The 15633-nt window shown below is 60.3% G+C and carries 19 protein-coding genes; 18 read left to right on the top strand and 1 reads right to left on the bottom strand.

From position 1 onward, the window contains the following. The first annotated feature begins 5 nt into the window (after positions 1 to 5). The 4 genes from yajC (at position 6) to DM813_RS06880 (ending at position 3863) form a co-directional block, all read left to right on the top strand. Positions 6 to 344, top strand: a complete 339-nt coding sequence (gene yajC, locus DM813_RS06895; RefSeq protein ID WP_116550238.1) for a preprotein translocase subunit YajC — start codon at positions 6 to 8, stop codon at positions 342 to 344. A gap of 63 nt (positions 345 to 407) precedes the next feature. Then, the gene (gene secD / locus DM813_RS06890; RefSeq protein ID WP_128322657.1) at positions 408 to 2273 is read left to right on the top strand and encodes a protein translocase subunit SecD; all 1866 of its coding nucleotides are present in this window, start codon (positions 408 to 410) and stop codon (positions 2271 to 2273) included. Between the two features lie 9 nt (positions 2274 to 2282). Continuing rightward, positions 2283 to 3194 carry a protein translocase subunit SecF gene (gene secF / locus DM813_RS06885; RefSeq protein WP_128322656.1) on the top strand — a complete coding sequence of 304 codons (912 nt, stop codon included), beginning with the start codon at positions 2283 to 2285 and terminating at the stop codon, positions 3192 to 3194. Positions 3195 to 3314: 120 nt separating this feature from the next. Then, a complete protein-coding gene (locus DM813_RS06880; RefSeq protein WP_128322655.1) occupies positions 3315 to 3863 on the top strand; it encodes a glycine zipper 2TM domain-containing protein in 549 nt (182 codons plus the stop codon). A gap of 56 nt (positions 3864 to 3919) precedes the next feature. On the opposite strand, the gene suhB is transcribed toward DM813_RS06880, so the two are convergent. Continuing rightward, positions 3920 to 4738: a type III secretion system regulator SuhB gene (gene suhB, locus DM813_RS06875; protein WP_128322654.1), complete on the bottom strand. Its 819-nt coding sequence runs from the start codon at positions 4736 to 4738 to the stop codon at positions 3920 to 3922. 145 nt (positions 4739 to 4883) lie between these two features. On the opposite strand from suhB, the gene trmJ reads away from it, so the two are divergent. The 14 genes from trmJ to DM813_RS06805 all read left to right on the top strand — a co-directional run bounded on the left by trmJ (position 4884) and on the right by DM813_RS06805 (position 15630). Beyond that, complete coding sequence (trmJ, locus tag DM813_RS06870; protein WP_128322653.1) at positions 4884 to 5660, top strand: tRNA (cytosine(32)/uridine(32)-2'-O)-methyltransferase TrmJ; 777 nt, start codon at positions 4884 to 4886, stop codon at positions 5658 to 5660. Then, positions 5661 to 6443, top strand: a complete 783-nt coding sequence (cysE, locus tag DM813_RS06865) for a serine O-acetyltransferase (protein WP_128322652.1) — start codon at positions 5661 to 5663, stop codon at positions 6441 to 6443. Between the two features lie 154 nt (positions 6444 to 6597). After that, positions 6598 to 7089, top strand: coding sequence for a Fe-S cluster assembly transcriptional regulator IscR (iscR, locus tag DM813_RS06860; RefSeq protein WP_036993915.1), 492 nt, complete (start codon positions 6598 to 6600; stop codon positions 7087 to 7089). 42 nt (positions 7090 to 7131) lie between these two features. Continuing rightward, positions 7132 to 8346 (top strand): IscS subfamily cysteine desulfurase, encoded by a 1215-nt coding sequence (locus tag DM813_RS06855; protein ID WP_128322651.1) that lies wholly within the window; start codon positions 7132 to 7134, stop codon positions 8344 to 8346. Between the two features lie 46 nt (positions 8347 to 8392). After that, a complete protein-coding gene (gene iscU / locus DM813_RS06850; protein WP_002552476.1) occupies positions 8393 to 8779 on the top strand; it encodes a Fe-S cluster assembly scaffold IscU in 387 nt (128 codons plus the stop codon). Positions 8780 to 8807: 28 nt separating this feature from the next. Next, positions 8808 to 9131, top strand: coding sequence for an iron-sulfur cluster assembly protein IscA (gene iscA / locus DM813_RS06845; protein ID WP_128322650.1), 324 nt, complete (start codon positions 8808 to 8810; stop codon positions 9129 to 9131). An 8-nt stretch (positions 9132 to 9139) separates the two neighbouring features. Then, positions 9140 to 9661, top strand: coding sequence for a co-chaperone HscB (gene hscB, locus DM813_RS06840; protein ID WP_128322649.1), 522 nt, complete (start codon positions 9140 to 9142; stop codon positions 9659 to 9661). A 42-nt stretch (positions 9662 to 9703) separates the two neighbouring features. Next, on the top strand, positions 9704 to 11566 hold the full coding sequence (gene hscA, locus DM813_RS06835; protein ID WP_128322648.1) for a Fe-S protein assembly chaperone HscA: 1863 nt from the start codon (positions 9704 to 9706) through the stop codon (positions 11564 to 11566). Positions 11567 to 11569: 3 nt separating this feature from the next. Further along, positions 11570 to 11911: an ISC system 2Fe-2S type ferredoxin gene (gene fdx / locus DM813_RS06830; RefSeq protein ID WP_128322647.1), complete on the top strand. Its 342-nt coding sequence runs from the start codon at positions 11570 to 11572 to the stop codon at positions 11909 to 11911. A 12-nt stretch (positions 11912 to 11923) separates the two neighbouring features. Further along, positions 11924 to 12124 (top strand): Fe-S cluster assembly protein IscX, encoded by a 201-nt coding sequence (gene iscX, locus DM813_RS06825; protein WP_028942766.1) that lies wholly within the window; start codon positions 11924 to 11926, stop codon positions 12122 to 12124. A gap of 91 nt (positions 12125 to 12215) precedes the next feature. Continuing rightward, the gene (ndk, locus tag DM813_RS06820; protein ID WP_128322646.1) at positions 12216 to 12641 is read left to right on the top strand and encodes a nucleoside-diphosphate kinase; all 426 of its coding nucleotides are present in this window, start codon (positions 12216 to 12218) and stop codon (positions 12639 to 12641) included. Between the two features lie 28 nt (positions 12642 to 12669). Then, positions 12670 to 13815, top strand: a complete 1146-nt coding sequence (rlmN, locus tag DM813_RS06815) for a 23S rRNA (adenine(2503)-C(2))-methyltransferase RlmN (protein ID WP_128322645.1) — start codon at positions 12670 to 12672, stop codon at positions 13813 to 13815. A gap of 13 nt (positions 13816 to 13828) precedes the next feature. Continuing rightward, positions 13829 to 14587 (top strand): type IV pilus biogenesis/stability protein PilW, encoded by a 759-nt coding sequence (gene pilW / locus DM813_RS06810; protein ID WP_128322644.1) that lies wholly within the window; start codon positions 13829 to 13831, stop codon positions 14585 to 14587. Further along, complete coding sequence (locus tag DM813_RS06805) at positions 14587 to 15630, top strand: RodZ domain-containing protein (protein WP_128322643.1); 1044 nt, start codon at positions 14587 to 14589, stop codon at positions 15628 to 15630. The genes pilW and DM813_RS06805 overlap by 1 nt, the downstream gene beginning before the upstream one ends. The last annotated feature ends 3 nt before the right edge of the window (positions 15631 to 15633 follow it).

The following is a 15633-nucleotide window of genomic DNA, read 5'->3' as shown; positions in this document are numbered from 1 at the left end:
GCTAAATGAGCTTTCTGATCCCCGCCGCTTACGCGGACGCTGCTGCCCCTGCCGCTGCTGGCCCAGCCGGTACCGGCTTTGAGTGGATTTTCCTGGTTGGCTTCCTGGTCATCTTCTACCTGATGATCTGGCGTCCACAGGCCAAACGTGCCAAAGAACAGAAGAACCTGCTGAGCAACCTGCAAAAAGGTGATGAAGTTGTCACCAACGGCGGTATCGCTGGCAAGATCGTCAAAGTTGCCGATGACTTCGTAGTACTGGAAGTTTCCGATAACGTAGAGCTGAAGTTCCAGAAGGGCGCCGTAGCCGCGACCCTGCCAAAAGGCACGCTCAAAGCGATCTAAGTTTCAGTTTTTTACCAATCGACGGGGCGCGCAAGGCGCCCCGCGTCTTGAACGGGCGGCGTGATGCTGAACAAATACCCTCTGTGGAAATACGCACTGATCCTGGTGGTACTGGCGATCGGTTTTATTTATTCCGCTCCCAATCTCTATCCTGATGATCCGGCCGTTCAGGTCAGCGGTGCCAGTACGGCGCTGCAGGTCACCCAGGGTGATCTGGATCGTGTAAGCAAAGCGCTTGCCGATGCCGGTATTCAGGTCAAGGATGCAAGCCTGGGCCAGAAGGGCAAGGGCGCATTGGTGCGCCTGACCAAGCAGGAAGACCAACTTCCAGCCAAGGATGTTGTACGCAAGGCACTGGGTGATGACTATGTTGTTGCACTGAACCTGGCGCCGACCACTCCGCAATGGCTGCGTAACCTGGGCGCAAGCCCGATGAAGCTGGGTCTGGACTTGTCGGGTGGTGTGCACTTCCTGCTCGAAGTAGACATGGACAAGGCCATGGTTGCCCGTCTGAAGGTTTACGAAGGCGAAGTCAAAAGCCTGCTGCGCAAGGAGCGTGTTCGCTACCGCAGCCTGCCGCAACAAGATGGCGGCATTCAGCTGGGCTTCTCCGATGATGCGTCCCGCGAACAGGCCCGTAACCTGATCCGCAAGAATTTCAATGATTTCGAGTTGACCACCACCGAGCGCAACGGCCTGTCGGTGCTGCATCTGGCGATTACGCCAGCGAAGATTGCAGAGATTCGTGAATACTCGATCAAGCAGAACCTGACCACGGTCCGTAACCGGGTCAACGAGCTGGGTGTAGCCGAGCCGCTGGTTCAGCGCCAGGGTGCCAACCGCATCGTGGTTGAGCTGCCAGGTGTTCAGGATACCGCCGAAGCCAAGCGTATTCTCGGCAAGACCGCCAACCTCGAGTTCCGTCTGGGTGCCGAGCCGGGTGCATCGAAAGCCACCACTGAAGTCTTCGAGTTCCGTGAAGGTGGTCGTTCTGCTGCAGTCGAGCGTGGCCTGATCATCACCGGTGACCAGGTGACCGATGCGCAGGCCAGCTTTGACGAGCACGGTCGTCCACAGGTGAACATTCGCCTGGATGGTCACGGTGGTGAGCTGATGAGCCGCGCCACGCGCAGCAACGTCGGTCGCAGCATGGCGGTGATCTTCATCGAGCAACGGCCGATGACGCGCTACGAGAAGCAGGTGGTTGACGGCGTCGAGAAAGACGTCGCGATCCAGAGCTTCAAGGAAGAGAAAAAGATCATCAGCCTGGCAACCATTCAGTCGCCGCTGGGCAGCCAGTTCCGTATCACCGGCCTGAACGGGCAGGGTGAGTCGTCGGAACTGGCCCTGCTGCTGCGTGCCGGTGGTCTGGCTGCACCGATGTACTTCGCCGAAGAGCGCACCATCGGCCCAAGCCTGGGTGCTGACAACATCACCAAGGGTATCGATGCATCCCTGTGGGGGATGCTCTTCGTTTCGCTGTTCATCATGGCGATCTACCGCTTCTTTGGCCTGCTGGCCACCATCGCCCTTGCGGGCAACATGGTGTTGCTGCTGGCGCTGATGTCGCTGCTGGGGGCAACGCTGACCCTGCCAGGTATCGCCGGTATCGTACTGACCATGGGTATGGCGGTTGACGCCAACGTACTGATCTTCTCCCGGATCCGCGAAGAACTTGCGGCCGGCATGTCGGTGCAGCGCGCTATCCACGAAGGTTTCAACCGTGCTTACTCGGCGATCGTCGATGCCAACCTGACCACTCTGCTGGTCGGCGGCATTCTGTTCGCCATGGGTACCGGTCCGGTGAAGGGCTTCGCGGTAACCATGTCCCTCGGGATTTTTACTTCGATGTTCACCGCCGTCATGGTGACCCGTGCACTGGTCAACCTGACCTGTGGTGGGCGTGACATCAAGAAGCTGTGGGTTTAAGGGGCTGCCATGTTACGTACCATCAATTTCATGGGCGTTCGCAACATTGCGTTCGCCATCACCATGCTCCTCACGGCGCTGGCGCTGTTCAGCTGGTTCCACAAGGGCCTGAACTTCGGTCTGGACTTCACCGGGGGTACGCTCATCGAGCTGACCTACGAGCGTCCTGCCAACCTTGAGCAGGTGCGCGAGGAGCTGGTCAAGTCCGGTTTCCACGATGCCGTGGTGCAGAGCTTTGGCGCCACCACCGACCTGCTGGTGCGCATGCCGGGCGATGATCCGATGCTGGGTAACCGCGTTGCCGAAGCCTTGCAGAAGGTCGGTGGCGATAACCCTGCAGTGGTCAAGCGCGTAGAGTTCGTCGGTCCTCAGGTCGGTGAAGAACTGCGTGACCAGGGCGGCCTGGGGATGCTCCTGGCTTTGGGCGGGATCCTGATCTACCTGGCGTTCCGCTTTCAGTGGAAATTCGCCGTGGGTGCGATCATCTCGCTGATCCACGACGTTGTGGTGACCATGGGTATCCTGTCGTTCTTCCAGATCACCTTCGACCTGACGGTGCTGGCGGCGGTGCTGGCGATCATCGGTTACTCGCTCAACGACACCATCGTCGTGTTCGACCGGGTGCGTGAAAACTTCCGTGTGCTGCGCAAGGCGTCGCTGATCGAGAACATCAACATCTCGACCACCCAGACCTTGCTGCGTACCGTGGCGACCTCGGTGTCGACCCTGCTGGCCATCGCTGCGTTGCTGTTCTTCGGCGGTGACAACCTGTGGGGCTTCTCCATCGCCCTGTTCGTCGGTGTAATGGCGGGTACCTACTCGTCGATCTACATCGCCAACGTGGTACTGATCTGGCTGAATCTGAACAGCGAAGACCTGATTCCGCCGGCCAAAACCGACGGCGTGGACGAGCGTCCATAACGGGTTTTCCCACGCTGTTTGTCGTAGAGAAGGGCGCGAGTATTGAACTCGCGCCTTTTTTTATGCTCCAAGGCAGGGAGAAGGCAGGCAATGTCCTGCAGGTACGATCAGGAGGTTCACGTGAACAAGTCAATGCTGGTGGGTGCGGTTCTGGGGGCGGTCGGTGTGACTGCCGGAGGTGCTGTAGCCACTTACAACCTGGTCAAGAGTGGGCCGGAATATGCTGAAGTATTGGCGGTGCAACCGGTCAAACAGACCGTGAAAACGCCGCGAGAAGTCTGCAAGGACGTGACCGTTACGCGTCAGGCCCCGGTGAAGGACCAGCACCAGATTGCCGGTACCGTGGTCGGCGCCCTGGCGGGTGGTTTGTTGGGTAACCAGATTGGCGGTGGTACTGGTAAAAAGATTGCCACAGTGGCCGGTGCGGTCGGTGGTGGCTATGCCGGTAACAAGGTGCAGGAAGGGATGCAGGAACGCGATACCTATACCACCACACAAACCCGCTGCAACACGGTTAATGACCTGAGCGAGAAAGTGGTGGGTTATGACGTGAAGTATTCGATCGGCGACAAGGTCGGTCAGGTCCGCATGGATCGTGACCCGGGTGCGCAGATTCCGCTGGATAAAGAGGGCAAGCTGGTGCTGAGCGAGGCCCAGCCAGGCCAGTAAACCAGAGGCAATAAAAAAGCACCCCGAAGGGTGCTTTTTTTATGCTCGATCGACGCTTAGCGTTTGATCGAGGCAGGCAGGTGCGGCTGGATAGCAGTCAATACGGCCTTGAAGCACTTGGTGTTGCCGGCAACGATGTGGCCCTTCTCGAGGAAGTCGTGGCCGCCGGTGAAATCGCTCACCAGACCGCCAGCTTCCTGGATCAGCAGCGCGCCTGCAGCCATGTCGTATTCCGACAGGCCCGACTCCCAGAAGGCGTCAAAACGGCCGGCGGCCACGTAGGCCAGGTCCAGGCTGGCTGCACCGGCACGGCGAATGCCGGCGGTCTGGCCGACCAGGGCGCGGAACATGCCCAGGTAGTTGTCCAGATCTGCCAGCTGATTGTCGCGGAACGGGAAGCCGGTACCCAGCAGTGCGCCTTCCAGGCTGGTGCGTGTGCTGACGCGCAGACGGCGACCATTGAGCTGGGCGCCACGGCCACGACTGGCGGTGAATTCTTCCTGACGGACGGGGTCCAGTACTACGGCATGCTCAAGGCGGCCGCGGTATTTGCAGGCAATGCTCACGGCAAAGTGCGGAACGCCACGCAGGAAGTTGGTGGTGCCGTCCAGTGGATCGATGATCCACAGGTAGTCCTTGCCTTCTTCGCCGCTGCCAGCGTGCAGGCCGGTTTCTTCACCGTAAATGGAGTGGTTCGGGTAGGCCTTGCGCAGAGCGTTGATGATGCTTTGCTCGGCGGCGCGATCGACTTCGGAGACGTAATCCTTGGCGTCTTTTTCATCAACCTTGATGCTATCCAGGCGCTCGATGGAGCGGAAAATCAATTCACTGGCGCTGCGGGCGGCGCGCAGCGCGATATTCAGCATGGGCTGCATGGACGTTTCACCTGGGTCGTTAAAGAAAGCCGAACATTCTAACAGAAAACTTTGCGCGAAGAAGGGCCGCATTCGCTTTCGTAGCGTAAAGTCGGTGTGTTCTGTAAGATTTGCTCCTTCTTTCCCGTGTCTGTGAGCGCTCGCCTTGCTGCAAAATATTCGTGTTGTTCTGGTCAATACCAGCCACCCCGGCAATATCGGCGGCGCTGCGCGTGCCATGAAAAACATGGGCTTGTCGCGCCTGGTGCTGGTTGATCCGCAGGATTTCCCCTCTCACGAGGCCGATGCCCGTGCGTCGGGTGCTGACGACGTGCTGGGTGGTGCGCAGGTGGTGGCCACCCTTGAAGAGGCGCTGGTCGGATGCAACCTGGTGTTCGGTACCAGTGCCCGCGAGCGGCGTATCCCCTGGCCGTTGGTCGATCCGCGCGAATGCGGCAGCAAGGTCATCGAGCATGCTGTCCAGGGTGAGGAGATCGCCCTGGTGTTCGGTCGTGAATACGCCGGCCTGACCAACGAAGAACTGCAGCGTTGCCACTTTCACGTGCATATCCCGTCGAATCCGGACTTCAGTTCGCTGAACCTGGCAGCTGCGGTGCAGGTGCTGGCTTACGAGGTGCGCATGGCCTGGCTGGCGGCTGAAGGCCAGCCGTCGAAAGTGGAGAAATTTGAAGTGACGTCGGTGCGCAGCAGCGAGCTGGCGACCATGGATGAAATGGAGCTGTTCTACGAGCACCTGGAAAAGACTCTGGTCGATATCGGTTTTCTCGACCCGGAGAAGCCCAAGCACCTGATGCCGCGTTTGCGTCGGTTGTATGGGCGCAGCTCGGTCAATCGTTCGGAAATGAGTATTTTGCGCGGCATTCTCACGGAAACCCAGAAAGTGGCCCGTGGCGAGCCGCATAAGCGCAAGGATCAAGAATAGATGTTCGAGCGTCTGCGGGAAGATATCCAGAGCGTTTTCCACCGTGACCCGGCGGCGCGCAATGCCTTTGAAGTGCTGACCTGCTATCCCGGGATGCACGCGATCTGGCTGCACCGTGCGGCGCATGCCCTGTGGCGGCGCGACTTGAAATGGCCAGCCCGGCTGGTGTCGAACTTCGGGCGCTGGATGACCGGCATCGAGATCCATCCGGGTGCCAAGGTCGGCCGGCGTTTCTTCATCGACCATGGCATGGGTATCGTGATCGGCGAAACCGCCGAGATCGGTGACGATGTCACCCTGTACCAGGGTGTGACCCTGGGGGGTACCAGCTGGAACAAGGGCAAGCGTCACCCGACCCTCGAAGACGGTGTGGTGGTAGGTGCCGGTGCCAAGGTGCTCGGGCCGTTCACTGTCGGTGCCGGAGCCAAGATCGGTTCCAACGCCGTGGTCACCAAGGCCGTACCGGCGGGCGCCACCGCTGTGGGTATTCCGGGGCGAATTATCGTCAAGACCGATGTCGAGGTTGAGGCGCGGCGCAAGGCCATGGCGGAAAAGATCGGTTTCGATGCCTATGGCGTCAGTGAAGACATGCCTGACCCGGTCGCGCGCGCCATTGGTCAGCTGCTTGATCACCTGCAGGCGGTGGACGGGCGCCTGGAAGACATGTGCGGTGCGCTGAAGAACCTGGGTAGCGACTATTGCGCCAAGGAGCTGCCGGCGTTGCGCGAAGAAGACTTCGCCGAGGTCAAGTGCGAGGCGCGCAGCGACACGTCGACGCATTGACAGAAGGGGCGTGCGTACACGCCCCTTAGTTTGCTATCATTCTGGCCGCCGTTCAGCGGCAAACCCGACTAAAGCACTAGGTCTTATAGTTGACTTAAATGCTCGGGAATAGCATACTCGCTCCCATCCCGTAACCCCGTGGTACCTACTAGCCATGCGACTGACTACAAAAGGCCGATACGCCGTGACTGCCATGCTCGACTTGGCGTTGCACGCGCAGAATGGGCCGGTGTCTCTGGCCGACATTTCCGAACGCCAAGGCATTTCCCTCTCTTATCTGGAGCAGCTGTTTGCAAAGCTGCGCCGCAGCAGCCTGGTTTCCAGTGTGCGCGGCCCTGGTGGCGGCTATCAGCTGTCACGAAGCATGGAGAGCATTCAGGTCGCCCAGGTCATCGACGCGGTCAACGAATCGGTCGACGCCACACGCTGTCAGGGGCTGGGTGATTGCCACGCCGGCGACACCTGCCTGACCCACCACTTGTGGTGTGATTTGAGCCAGCAGATTCACGAGTTCCTCAGCGGCATCAGCCTGGCTGACCTTGTTACTCGCCGTGAGGTACAAGAAGTCGCCCAGCGTCAGGACCTGCGTCGTATCGCAGGCCGGGCACCGCAGCTGGACAAGATTGAGACGTCAGCCGTCGAATGACCGTTTCGACGCGCGGCGCGACCGCCTGATAGGAGATATTCAATGAAGTTGCCGATCTACCTCGATTACTCCGCGACCACACCGGTCGACCCACGCGTTGCCCAGAAGATGAGCGACTGCCTGCTGGTCGACGGAAACTTCGGTAACCCGGCGTCGCGCTCCCACGTTTTTGGCTGGAAAGCCGAAGAAGCGGTCGAGAACGCCCGTCGCCAGGTCGCTGACCTGGTCAATGCCGACCCGCGGGAAATTGTCTGGACCAGCGGTGCCACCGAGTCCGACAACCTGGCAATCAAGGGCGTCGCGCACTTCTACAGCACCAAGGGCAAGCACCTGATCACCTCCAAGATCGAGCACAAGGCTGTCCTCGACAGCACGCGCCAACTGGAGCGTGAAGGCTTTGAAGTGACCTACATCGAGCCAGGCGCCGATGGTCTGATCACTCCGGCCATGATTGAAGCCGCCCTGCGTGACGACACCATCCTGGTCTCGATCATGCACGTAAACAACGAAATCGGTACCATCAACGACATCGCTGCCATCGGCGAACTGACCCGCGCTCGCGGTGTCATGTTCCACGTTGACGCTGCTCAGTCCACTGGCAAGGTCGAGATCGACCTGCAGAAGCTGAAAGTCGACCTGATGTCGTTCTCCGCACACAAGACCTACGGCCCTAAGGGCATTGGTGCCCTGTACGTCAGCCGCAAACCGCGCGTACGTCTGGAAGCCACCATGCACGGCGGCGGTCATGAGCGCGGCATGCGTTCGGGCACCCTGGCGACCCACCAGATCGTTGGCATGGGTGAAGCGTTTGCCATTGCCAAAGAGCAGATGGCCAGCGAGAACGTCCGCATCAAGGCCCTTAGCGACCGCTTCTACAAGCAGGTCGAAGGCCTCGAAGAGCTGTACATCAACGGCAGCATGACCGCGCGTATCCCGCACAACCTGAACCTGAGCTTCAACTACGTTGAAGGCGAGTCGCTGATCATGGCCCTCAAGGACCTGGCAGTGTCTTCCGGTTCCGCCTGCACCTCGGCTTCGCTGGAGCCGTCGTACGTGCTGCGCGCCCTGGGTCGCAACGACGAGCTGGCTCACAGCTCGATCCGCTTCACCTTCGGTCGCTTCACCACCGAAGAAGAAATCGACTACGCCGCGCAGAAGGTCTGCGAGGCCGTGACCAAGCTGCGCGAACTGTCGCCGCTGTGGGATATGTACAAAGACGGCGTCGACATCTCCAAGATCGAGTGGGCTGCGCACTAAGTAGCCGCCGGCAAGAGCGGCTCTCTGATGAGGAAGGAATTGCACCATGGCATACAGTGAAAAGGTCATCGACCACTACGAAAACCCGCGTAACGTCGGCAAGATGAATGCCGAGGACCCGGATGTTGGCACCGGCATGGTCGGCGCTCCGGCGTGCGGCGACGTCATGCGCCTGCAGATCAAGGTCAACGAGCAGGGCGTGATTGAAGACGCCAAGTTCAAGACCTACGGTTGTGGCTCGGCCATCGCCTCCAGCTCCCTGGCCACCGAGTGGATGAAGGGCAAGACGCTGGACGAAGCCGAAACCATCAAGAACACCCAGCTGGCCGAAGAACTGGCGTTGCCGCCCGTTAAAATCCACTGCTCGGTACTCGCCGAGGACGCCATCAAGGCGGCCGTACGCGATTACAAGCAGAAGAAAGGTTTGCTCTAAGTTCGCCTGTTGCAGGTAAGGAGTCTCGATGGCTATCAGCATGACAGAAGCCGCCGCCAAGCACGTGCGGCGCTCTCTCGACGGACGCGGCAAGGGTGAAGGTATTCGCCTTGGCGTACGTACCACCGGCTGCTCGGGCCTGGCGTATGTGCTGGAGTTCGTCGATCAACCGGACAGCGAAGACCTGGTCTTCGAAAGCCATGGCGAAAAGGTCATCATCGACCCGAAAAGCCTGGCTTACCTGGACGGTACCGAACTGGACTTCGTCAAGGAAGGGTTGAACGAAGGCTTCAAGTTCAACAACCCCAACGTACGCGGTGAGTGTGGCTGCGGCGAAAGCTTCAACGTCTGAGGCTGAGCGTGGGTACTCCTTGTCATTTCGCCCTGTTTGACCTGCAACCTGGCTTCCGTCTGGACCTCGACAAGTTGGCCGTTCGCTACCGCGAGCTGGCCCGCGAGGTTCATCCGGATCGCTTCGCCGATGCCTCCGAACGTGAACAGCGCGTGGCGCTGGAGCGTTCGGCTGCGCTGAACGAAGCCTACCAGACACTCAAGAGCCCGCCCCGGCGTGCCCGCTACCTGTTGACCATCAGCGGTGCCGAAGTACCGCAGGAAGTCACCGTCCACGATCCCGAGTTCCTGCTGCAGCAGATGCAATTGCGCGAAGAGCTCGAAGATCTGCAGGACAGTGCCGACCTCGATGGTGTCGCCACCTTCAAGCGCCGCTTGAAAGTCGCCCAGGAAGCGCTCAACGAGGACTTCGCCGCCTGCTGGAATGTGCCTGCGCAGCGTGAACAGGCTGAACGCCTGATGCGCCGCATGCAGTTTCTGGACAAGCTCGCCTATGAAGTGCGCCAGCTGGAAGAGCGCCTCGACGATTAACTCGGCGCTGCCGCTGGCGGCGCCCCTGGTATTCAGATAAGCATGGCCCTACTGCAGATCGCCGAACCCGGTCAGAGCCCTCAACCGCACCAGCGCCGCCTGGCGGTGGGAATTGACCTTGGTACCACCAACTCCCTGGTTGCCGCGCTTCGCAGCGGCCGTAGCGAGCCCCTGCCCGACGCTCAAGGGCGGGTCATCCTGCCTTCGGCTGTGCGTTACCACGCCGATCATATCGATGTCGGCCAGGTGGCGCGTGACGCTGCCTCCAGCGATCCACTCAACACCGTACTGTCGGTCAAGCGCTTCATGGGGCGCGGTCTGGCGGACGTCAAGCAGCTGGGCGAGCAACTGCCTTACCGTTTTGTCGGTGGTGAGTCGCACATGCCGTTCATCGACACCGTACAGGGGCCGAAAAGCCCGGTAGAGGTGTCGGCTGACATCCTCAAGGTACTGCGTCAGCGTGCCGAAGAGACCTTGGGTGGCGAGCTGGTCGGTGCGGTCATTACCGTGCCGGCCTATTTCGACGACGCCCAGCGTCAGGCAACCAAGGACGCTGCGCGCCTGGCCGGCCTGAACGTGCTGCGCCTGCTCAACGAGCCGACTGCGGCGGCGGTAGCCTATGGCCTGGATCAGAATGCCGAAGGCCTGGTGGCCATCTATGACCTGGGTGGCGGTACCTTCGATATTTCGATTCTGCGCCTGACCGGCGGTGTCTTTGAAGTACTGGCCACCGGTGGCGACAGTGCCCTGGGTGGTGATGACTTTGACCACGCGATTGCCAGCTGGATGGTCGAGCAGGCCGGTCTGTCCTCTGATCTGGATCCGGGAGCGCAGCGTCAGTTGCTGCAAGCGGCGTGCGCCGCCAAAGAAGCGCTGACCGATGCCGACTCGGTGACGGTTGCCTATGGCAACTGGTCTGCCGAGCTGACCCGTGCTGCGTTCGATGCCCTGATCGAGCCAATGATTGCCCGCAGCCTCAAGGCCTGCCGCCGCGCTGTGCGCGACAGCGGTGTCGAACTTGAGGAAGTTGGCGCCGTGGTCATGGTCGGTGGTTCGACTCGCGTGCCCCGCGTCCGTGAGGCCGTCGGTGCCTTGTTCGGCCGTACGCCGTTGACCGAGATCGACCCGGATCAGGTGGTCGCCATCGGTGCCGCCATCCAGGCCGATACCCTGGCCGGCAACCGTCGCGATGGTGGCGAGTTGCTGCTGCTGGATGTGATTCCGCTGTCCCTGGGGCTTGAAACCATGGGCGGGCTGATGGAGAAGGTGATTCCGCGCAACACCACCATCCCGGTCGCCCGTGCCCAGGAATTCACTACCTATAAAGACGGCCAGTCGGCCATGATGATTCACGTGCTGCAAGGCGAGCGTGAATTGATCAGTGACTGCCGCTCGCTGGCGCGCTTCGAGCTGCGTGGCATTCCGGCCATGGTTGCCGGCGCGGCAAAGATCCGCGTGACCTTCCAGGTCGATGCCGACGGTCTGCTCAGTGTTTCGGCGCGTGAACTGGGCTCGGGTGTCGAGTCGAGCATTCAGGTCAAACCGTCCTACGGGCTGACCGACGGTGAAATTGCACGCATGCTCAAGGATTCCTTCGAGCATGCCGGTTTCGACAAGGTGGCCCGCCAGCTGCGCGAGCACCAGGTAGATGCCGAGCGCCTCCTCGAGGCGGTGCAGGGTGCCCTGGATGCCGATGGCGATCGCCTGCTGGATGCCGAAGAGCGTCTGGCGATCGAGCAACAGATGCAAGACTTGCGTGATTTGATGAGCGGTACCGATGGCGTTGCCATCGAGCAGCAGACCAAGCGTCTGTCGCAAGTGACCGATGCCTTTGCCGCCCGTCGCCTTGATTCGACGGTTAAAGCCGCTTTGGCCGGGCGCAACCTGAATGAGATCGAGGAATAACTGATGCCGCAGGTGATTTTTCTGCCCCACGAGAAGTTCTGCCCGGATGGCATGGTCGTCGAGGCCGAAACGGGTAAGTCCATTCTCGATGTGGCACATGACAACCACATTGAGATCGAGAGCGCCTGCGGTGGCGTCTGCGCCTGCACCACGTGCCACTGCGTGATTCGCGAAGGCTTCAACTCGCTCAACGAGGCTGACGAGCTGGAAGAGGACTATCTGGACCGCGCCTGGGGCCTGGAGCCTACGTCGCGCCTGACCTGCCAGGCCAAGGTCGGTACCGAAGACATCACCGTCGAGATTCCAAAGTACTCGCTCAACCACGCCGCCGAAGCGCCGCATTGATCTGGAGCTGACATGAGCCTGAAATGGGTTGATGTACTTGAAATTGCAATCCAGCTTGCCGAAAGCAAGCCGGAAGTCGATCCTCGTTATGTGAACTTCGTCGATCTGCACCAGTGGGTGCTGGCATTGCCGGAATTCAGTGACGATCCGCAACGTGGCGGCGAGAAGGTTCTCGAAGCCATCCAGGCGGCCTGGATCGAAGAAGCCGACTGAGCGCGCTCGGCAGGTTAGGCAATCCCCCGGAACCCGCGTATAATTCGCGGGTTTAATTTTTCGCTTCACTTAACGTTTCTGGAGTTACACCATGGCTGTTCAACGTACTTTCTCGATCATCAAGCCTGACGCCGTTGCTAAAAACGTGATCGGCAAGATCACCACCCGCTTCGAAGACGCCGGCCTGAAAATCGTTGCCTCGAAAATCAAGCAACTGTCCAAGGCCGAAGCCGAAGGCTTCTACGCTGAGCACAGCGCCCGTGGTTTCTTCGGCGACCTGGTTGCTTTCATGACCTCCGGTCCAGTTGTCGTTCAGGTTCTGGAAGGCGAAAACGCCATCGCTCTGAACCGTGAGCTGATGGGCGCTACCAACCCTAAAGAAGCTGCTCCAGGCACCATCCGCGCCGACTTCGCCGAGTCCATCGACGCCAACGCCGTTCACGGTTCGGACTCCGAAGCCGCTGCTGCTCGCGAAATCGCTTACTTCTTCGCAGCTACCGAGGTAACCACTCGCTAAGCGAAAGCTTACGGGTGAGGGTGAATCCATGACGACATCGACTGGCAAAACTAACCTGTTGGGGCTAACCCAGCCGGAAATGGAAAAATTCTTCGACTCTATCGGGGAGAAGCGTTTCCGTGCCGGTCAGGTAATGAAATGGATTCACCACTTTGGTGTCGACGATTTCGACGCCATGACGAATGTCGGCAAGGCCTTGCGCGAAAAGCTCAAGGCTGTTGCCGAGATTCGCGGTCCGGAAGTGGTCAGCGAGGACATCTCCAGCGACGGCACCCGTAAATGGGTGGTGCGCGTGGCGTCCGGTAGCTGCGTCGAGACCGTGTACATCCCCCAGGGCAAGCGTGGCACGTTGTGTGTCTCGTCCCAGGCCGGTTGCGCCCTGGATTGCAGTTTCTGCTCCACCGGCAAGCAAGGATTCAACAGCAACCTCACCGCCGCCGAAGTGATCGGCCAGGTGTGGATTGCCAACAAGTCGTTCGGCAGCATTCCCGCCACCATCGACCGCGCCATCACCAACGTGGTGATGATGGGCATGGGCGAGCCACTGCTGAACTTCGACAACGTGGTCGCCGCCATGCACCTGATGATGGACGACCTCGGTTACGGCATTTCCAAGCGCCGGGTGACACTGTCCACCTCCGGCGTGGTACCGATGATCGATGAGTTGGCCAAGCACATCGACGTGTCCCTGGCCCTGTCGCTGCACGCGCCAAACGATGCGCTGCGCAACGAGTTGGTGCCAATCAACAAGAAGTACCCGCTCAAGGTCCTGCTCGAGTCGTGCATGCGTTACATGTCCGAGCTGGGCGAGAAGCGTGTGCTGACCATCGAGTACACCTTGCTCAAGGACGTCAACGACAAGCTCGAACATGCCGTGGAAATGGCCGAGCTGCTCAAGAACGTGCCGTGCAAGATCAACTTGATCCCGTTTAACCCATTCCCGCATTCCGGTTACGAGCGGCCAAGCAACAACGCCATCCGCCGCTTCCAGGACCACTTGCATCATGCAGGCTACAACGTGACGGTGCGCACCACCCGTGGTGAGGACATCGACGCAGCGTGTGGCCAGCTGGTCGGCCAGGTCATGGACCGTACCCGCCGCAGCGAGCGCTATATTGCCGTGCGTCAGTTGAATGCCGACGGCGAGATGCAAGACAGCGCCGTTCGGAACTGAAGAGAGGACCTCCATGACCTTGCGCGCTGCGCTGTCGATCCTGTCGCTCGCCCTGCTTGCAGGTTGCGTGTCCGGCGGGAGTTCGGACACGCTGGCAGGGCGCGAAGGGCGTGCGCAAGCCGGACAGGCTTACGTGCAGTTGGCGTCAGGTTATTTGCAACAAGGTTTGACCGAGCAGGCCAAAGGGCCGCTGAAAAAAGCGCTGGACCTCAATAGCCAGGATGCCGCAGCCCATGCGGCCCTGGCTTTGGTGTATCAGGCAGAAGATGAACCGGTACTGGCAGAAAAGCACTACCTGATTGCGCTGAAAAGCACACCGGACGATACGCGGATCCGTAACAATTACGGCAGTTTCCTTTATGCTCAGGGGCAATACGCTCAGGCACAGCAGATGTTTGCCCAAGCAGCGGCCGATACGCTGTATCCTGAACGTTCCCGGGTATTCGAGAGCCTCGGTCTGACCGCCTTGAGGCTCGGGCAGCGTGATCAGGCCCAGGAATACCTGGTAAAAGCTTTGCGACTCAATCAACAACAACCACGCGCGTTGTTGGAAATGGCTGAGTTGTCTTACGAAGACAGGCATTATGTGCCGGCCCGTGACTACTACGATCGTTTCAGCCAGCTGAGCGACCACAGTGCCCGCAGTTTGCTGCTGGGCAGTCGCCTGGCCGATGTCTTCGAAGAACGGAACAAGGCCACCGAGCTGGGCCTGCAATTACAACGACTTTATCCCGGTACGCCGGAATATCAGCAATACCTGTCGGAGCAATGATGAAAGCGGCGCATCCCGAAGCAGCAGCAGCGACTCGCGAGAACCCCGGTGAGACTCTGCGTCAGGCCCGTGAGAGCAGGGACTGGTCCCAGGCCGAAGTGGCCCGCAAGCTCAACCTGACCGTAAGTTCTCTGAACAACCTTGAGGCCGGCGCCTTCGACAAGCTGCCTGGGCATACCTTTGCCCGTGGTTACATTCGCGCCTACGCCAAGTTGCTGGACATGGACCAGGCAGCCCTGGTGCAAGCCTTCGACCAATGTACCGGCACTCACGCCCAGGGCAGCGACGTGCACGCGCTGGGCCGGATCGAAGAGCCGGTCCGCCTGTCGCACAACATCCTGCGCATTGTCAGCCTGCTGCTGTTGGTGGTGGTGATTGGCGGTGGCTTCTTCTGGTGGCAAGACCAGAGCAGCCAGCGCAGCCGCGACCTGGTCAACATGGCCCTTGAGCATGTCGAAGTTGAAAGCGCCGACGGCACCACCCAGATCCACCCGCTGGACGAGCCGGAAGACCAGGCTGTCAGTGCCGCGCAGCAACCGGAAAGCACGCCGTTGAACCTGGAGCAGGCACCCGCCGCTAGCGAATCAGGCGAAGCCGCACCTGAAGCGCCAGCCAGCACGCCAGCTGTTCCGGCCACCAGCGCTCCTGTTGCCCCAGTCACTCCAGTCACTCCGGTGGCTCCAGTGGCTCCGGTAGCCGCACCCGCAGCGGCAGTACCAGCAGCTCCGGTGGCACCTGTGGTGGTTGCCAGTGCGCCGCTCGCCGCGCCGGCACCAGCGGCCGCGGCCCCTGCAGCTGCCGGTAGTGGCCAGCTGCATATGCAATTCACCGCCGATTGCTGGACCTCGGTCACCGACGGCAACGGCAAGGTGCTGTTCAGCGCCATCAAGCGCAAGGGCGACAGCCTGGACCTGACCGGCAAGCCGCCGTTTGCGGTACGCCTGGGCTTTGCCCGGGGCGCACAGGTCAGCTACAACGGCCAGCCTGTTGACGTTGCGCCGTTTACCAGTGGCGAGACTGCTCGCCTGAAGTTGGGACAATAAGTC

Source organism: Pseudomonas alkylphenolica, assembly GCF_004025535.1.
GTDB lineage: Bacteria > Pseudomonadota > Gammaproteobacteria > Pseudomonadales > Pseudomonadaceae > Aquipseudomonas > Aquipseudomonas alkylphenolica_A.
This window is presented reverse-complemented; position numbering and strand designations above follow the sequence as displayed.

Coding starts and splice junctions, on each gene's coding strand:
- rlmN (WP_128322645.1), top strand. CDS start 12,670: ATGACGACATCGACTGGCAAAACTAACCTGTTGGGGCTAACCCAGCCG.
- secD (WP_128322657.1), top strand. CDS start 408: ATGCTGAACAAATACCCTCTGTGGAAATACGCACTGATCCTGGTGGTA.
- suhB (WP_128322654.1), bottom strand. CDS start 4,738: ATGCAGCCCATGCTGAATATCGCGCTGCGCGCCGCCCGCAGCGCCAGT.
- DM813_RS06855 (WP_128322651.1), top strand. CDS start 7,132: ATGAAGTTGCCGATCTACCTCGATTACTCCGCGACCACACCGGTCGAC.
- secF (WP_128322656.1), top strand. CDS start 2,283: ATGTTACGTACCATCAATTTCATGGGCGTTCGCAACATTGCGTTCGCC.
- iscA (WP_128322650.1), top strand. CDS start 8,808: ATGGCTATCAGCATGACAGAAGCCGCCGCCAAGCACGTGCGGCGCTCT.
- fdx (WP_128322647.1), top strand. CDS start 11,570: ATGCCGCAGGTGATTTTTCTGCCCCACGAGAAGTTCTGCCCGGATGGC.
- iscU (WP_002552476.1), top strand. CDS start 8,393: ATGGCATACAGTGAAAAGGTCATCGACCACTACGAAAACCCGCGTAAC.
- ndk (WP_128322646.1), top strand. CDS start 12,216: ATGGCTGTTCAACGTACTTTCTCGATCATCAAGCCTGACGCCGTTGCT.
- iscR (WP_036993915.1), top strand. CDS start 6,598: ATGCGACTGACTACAAAAGGCCGATACGCCGTGACTGCCATGCTCGAC.
- cysE (WP_128322652.1), top strand. CDS start 5,661: ATGTTCGAGCGTCTGCGGGAAGATATCCAGAGCGTTTTCCACCGTGAC.
- pilW (WP_128322644.1), top strand. CDS start 13,829: ATGACCTTGCGCGCTGCGCTGTCGATCCTGTCGCTCGCCCTGCTTGCA.
- yajC (WP_116550238.1), top strand. CDS start 6: ATGAGCTTTCTGATCCCCGCCGCTTACGCGGACGCTGCTGCCCCTGCC.
- hscA (WP_128322648.1), top strand. CDS start 9,704: ATGGCCCTACTGCAGATCGCCGAACCCGGTCAGAGCCCTCAACCGCAC.
- iscX (WP_028942766.1), top strand. CDS start 11,924: ATGAGCCTGAAATGGGTTGATGTACTTGAAATTGCAATCCAGCTTGCC.
- DM813_RS06805 (WP_128322643.1), top strand. CDS start 14,587: ATGAAAGCGGCGCATCCCGAAGCAGCAGCAGCGACTCGCGAGAACCCC.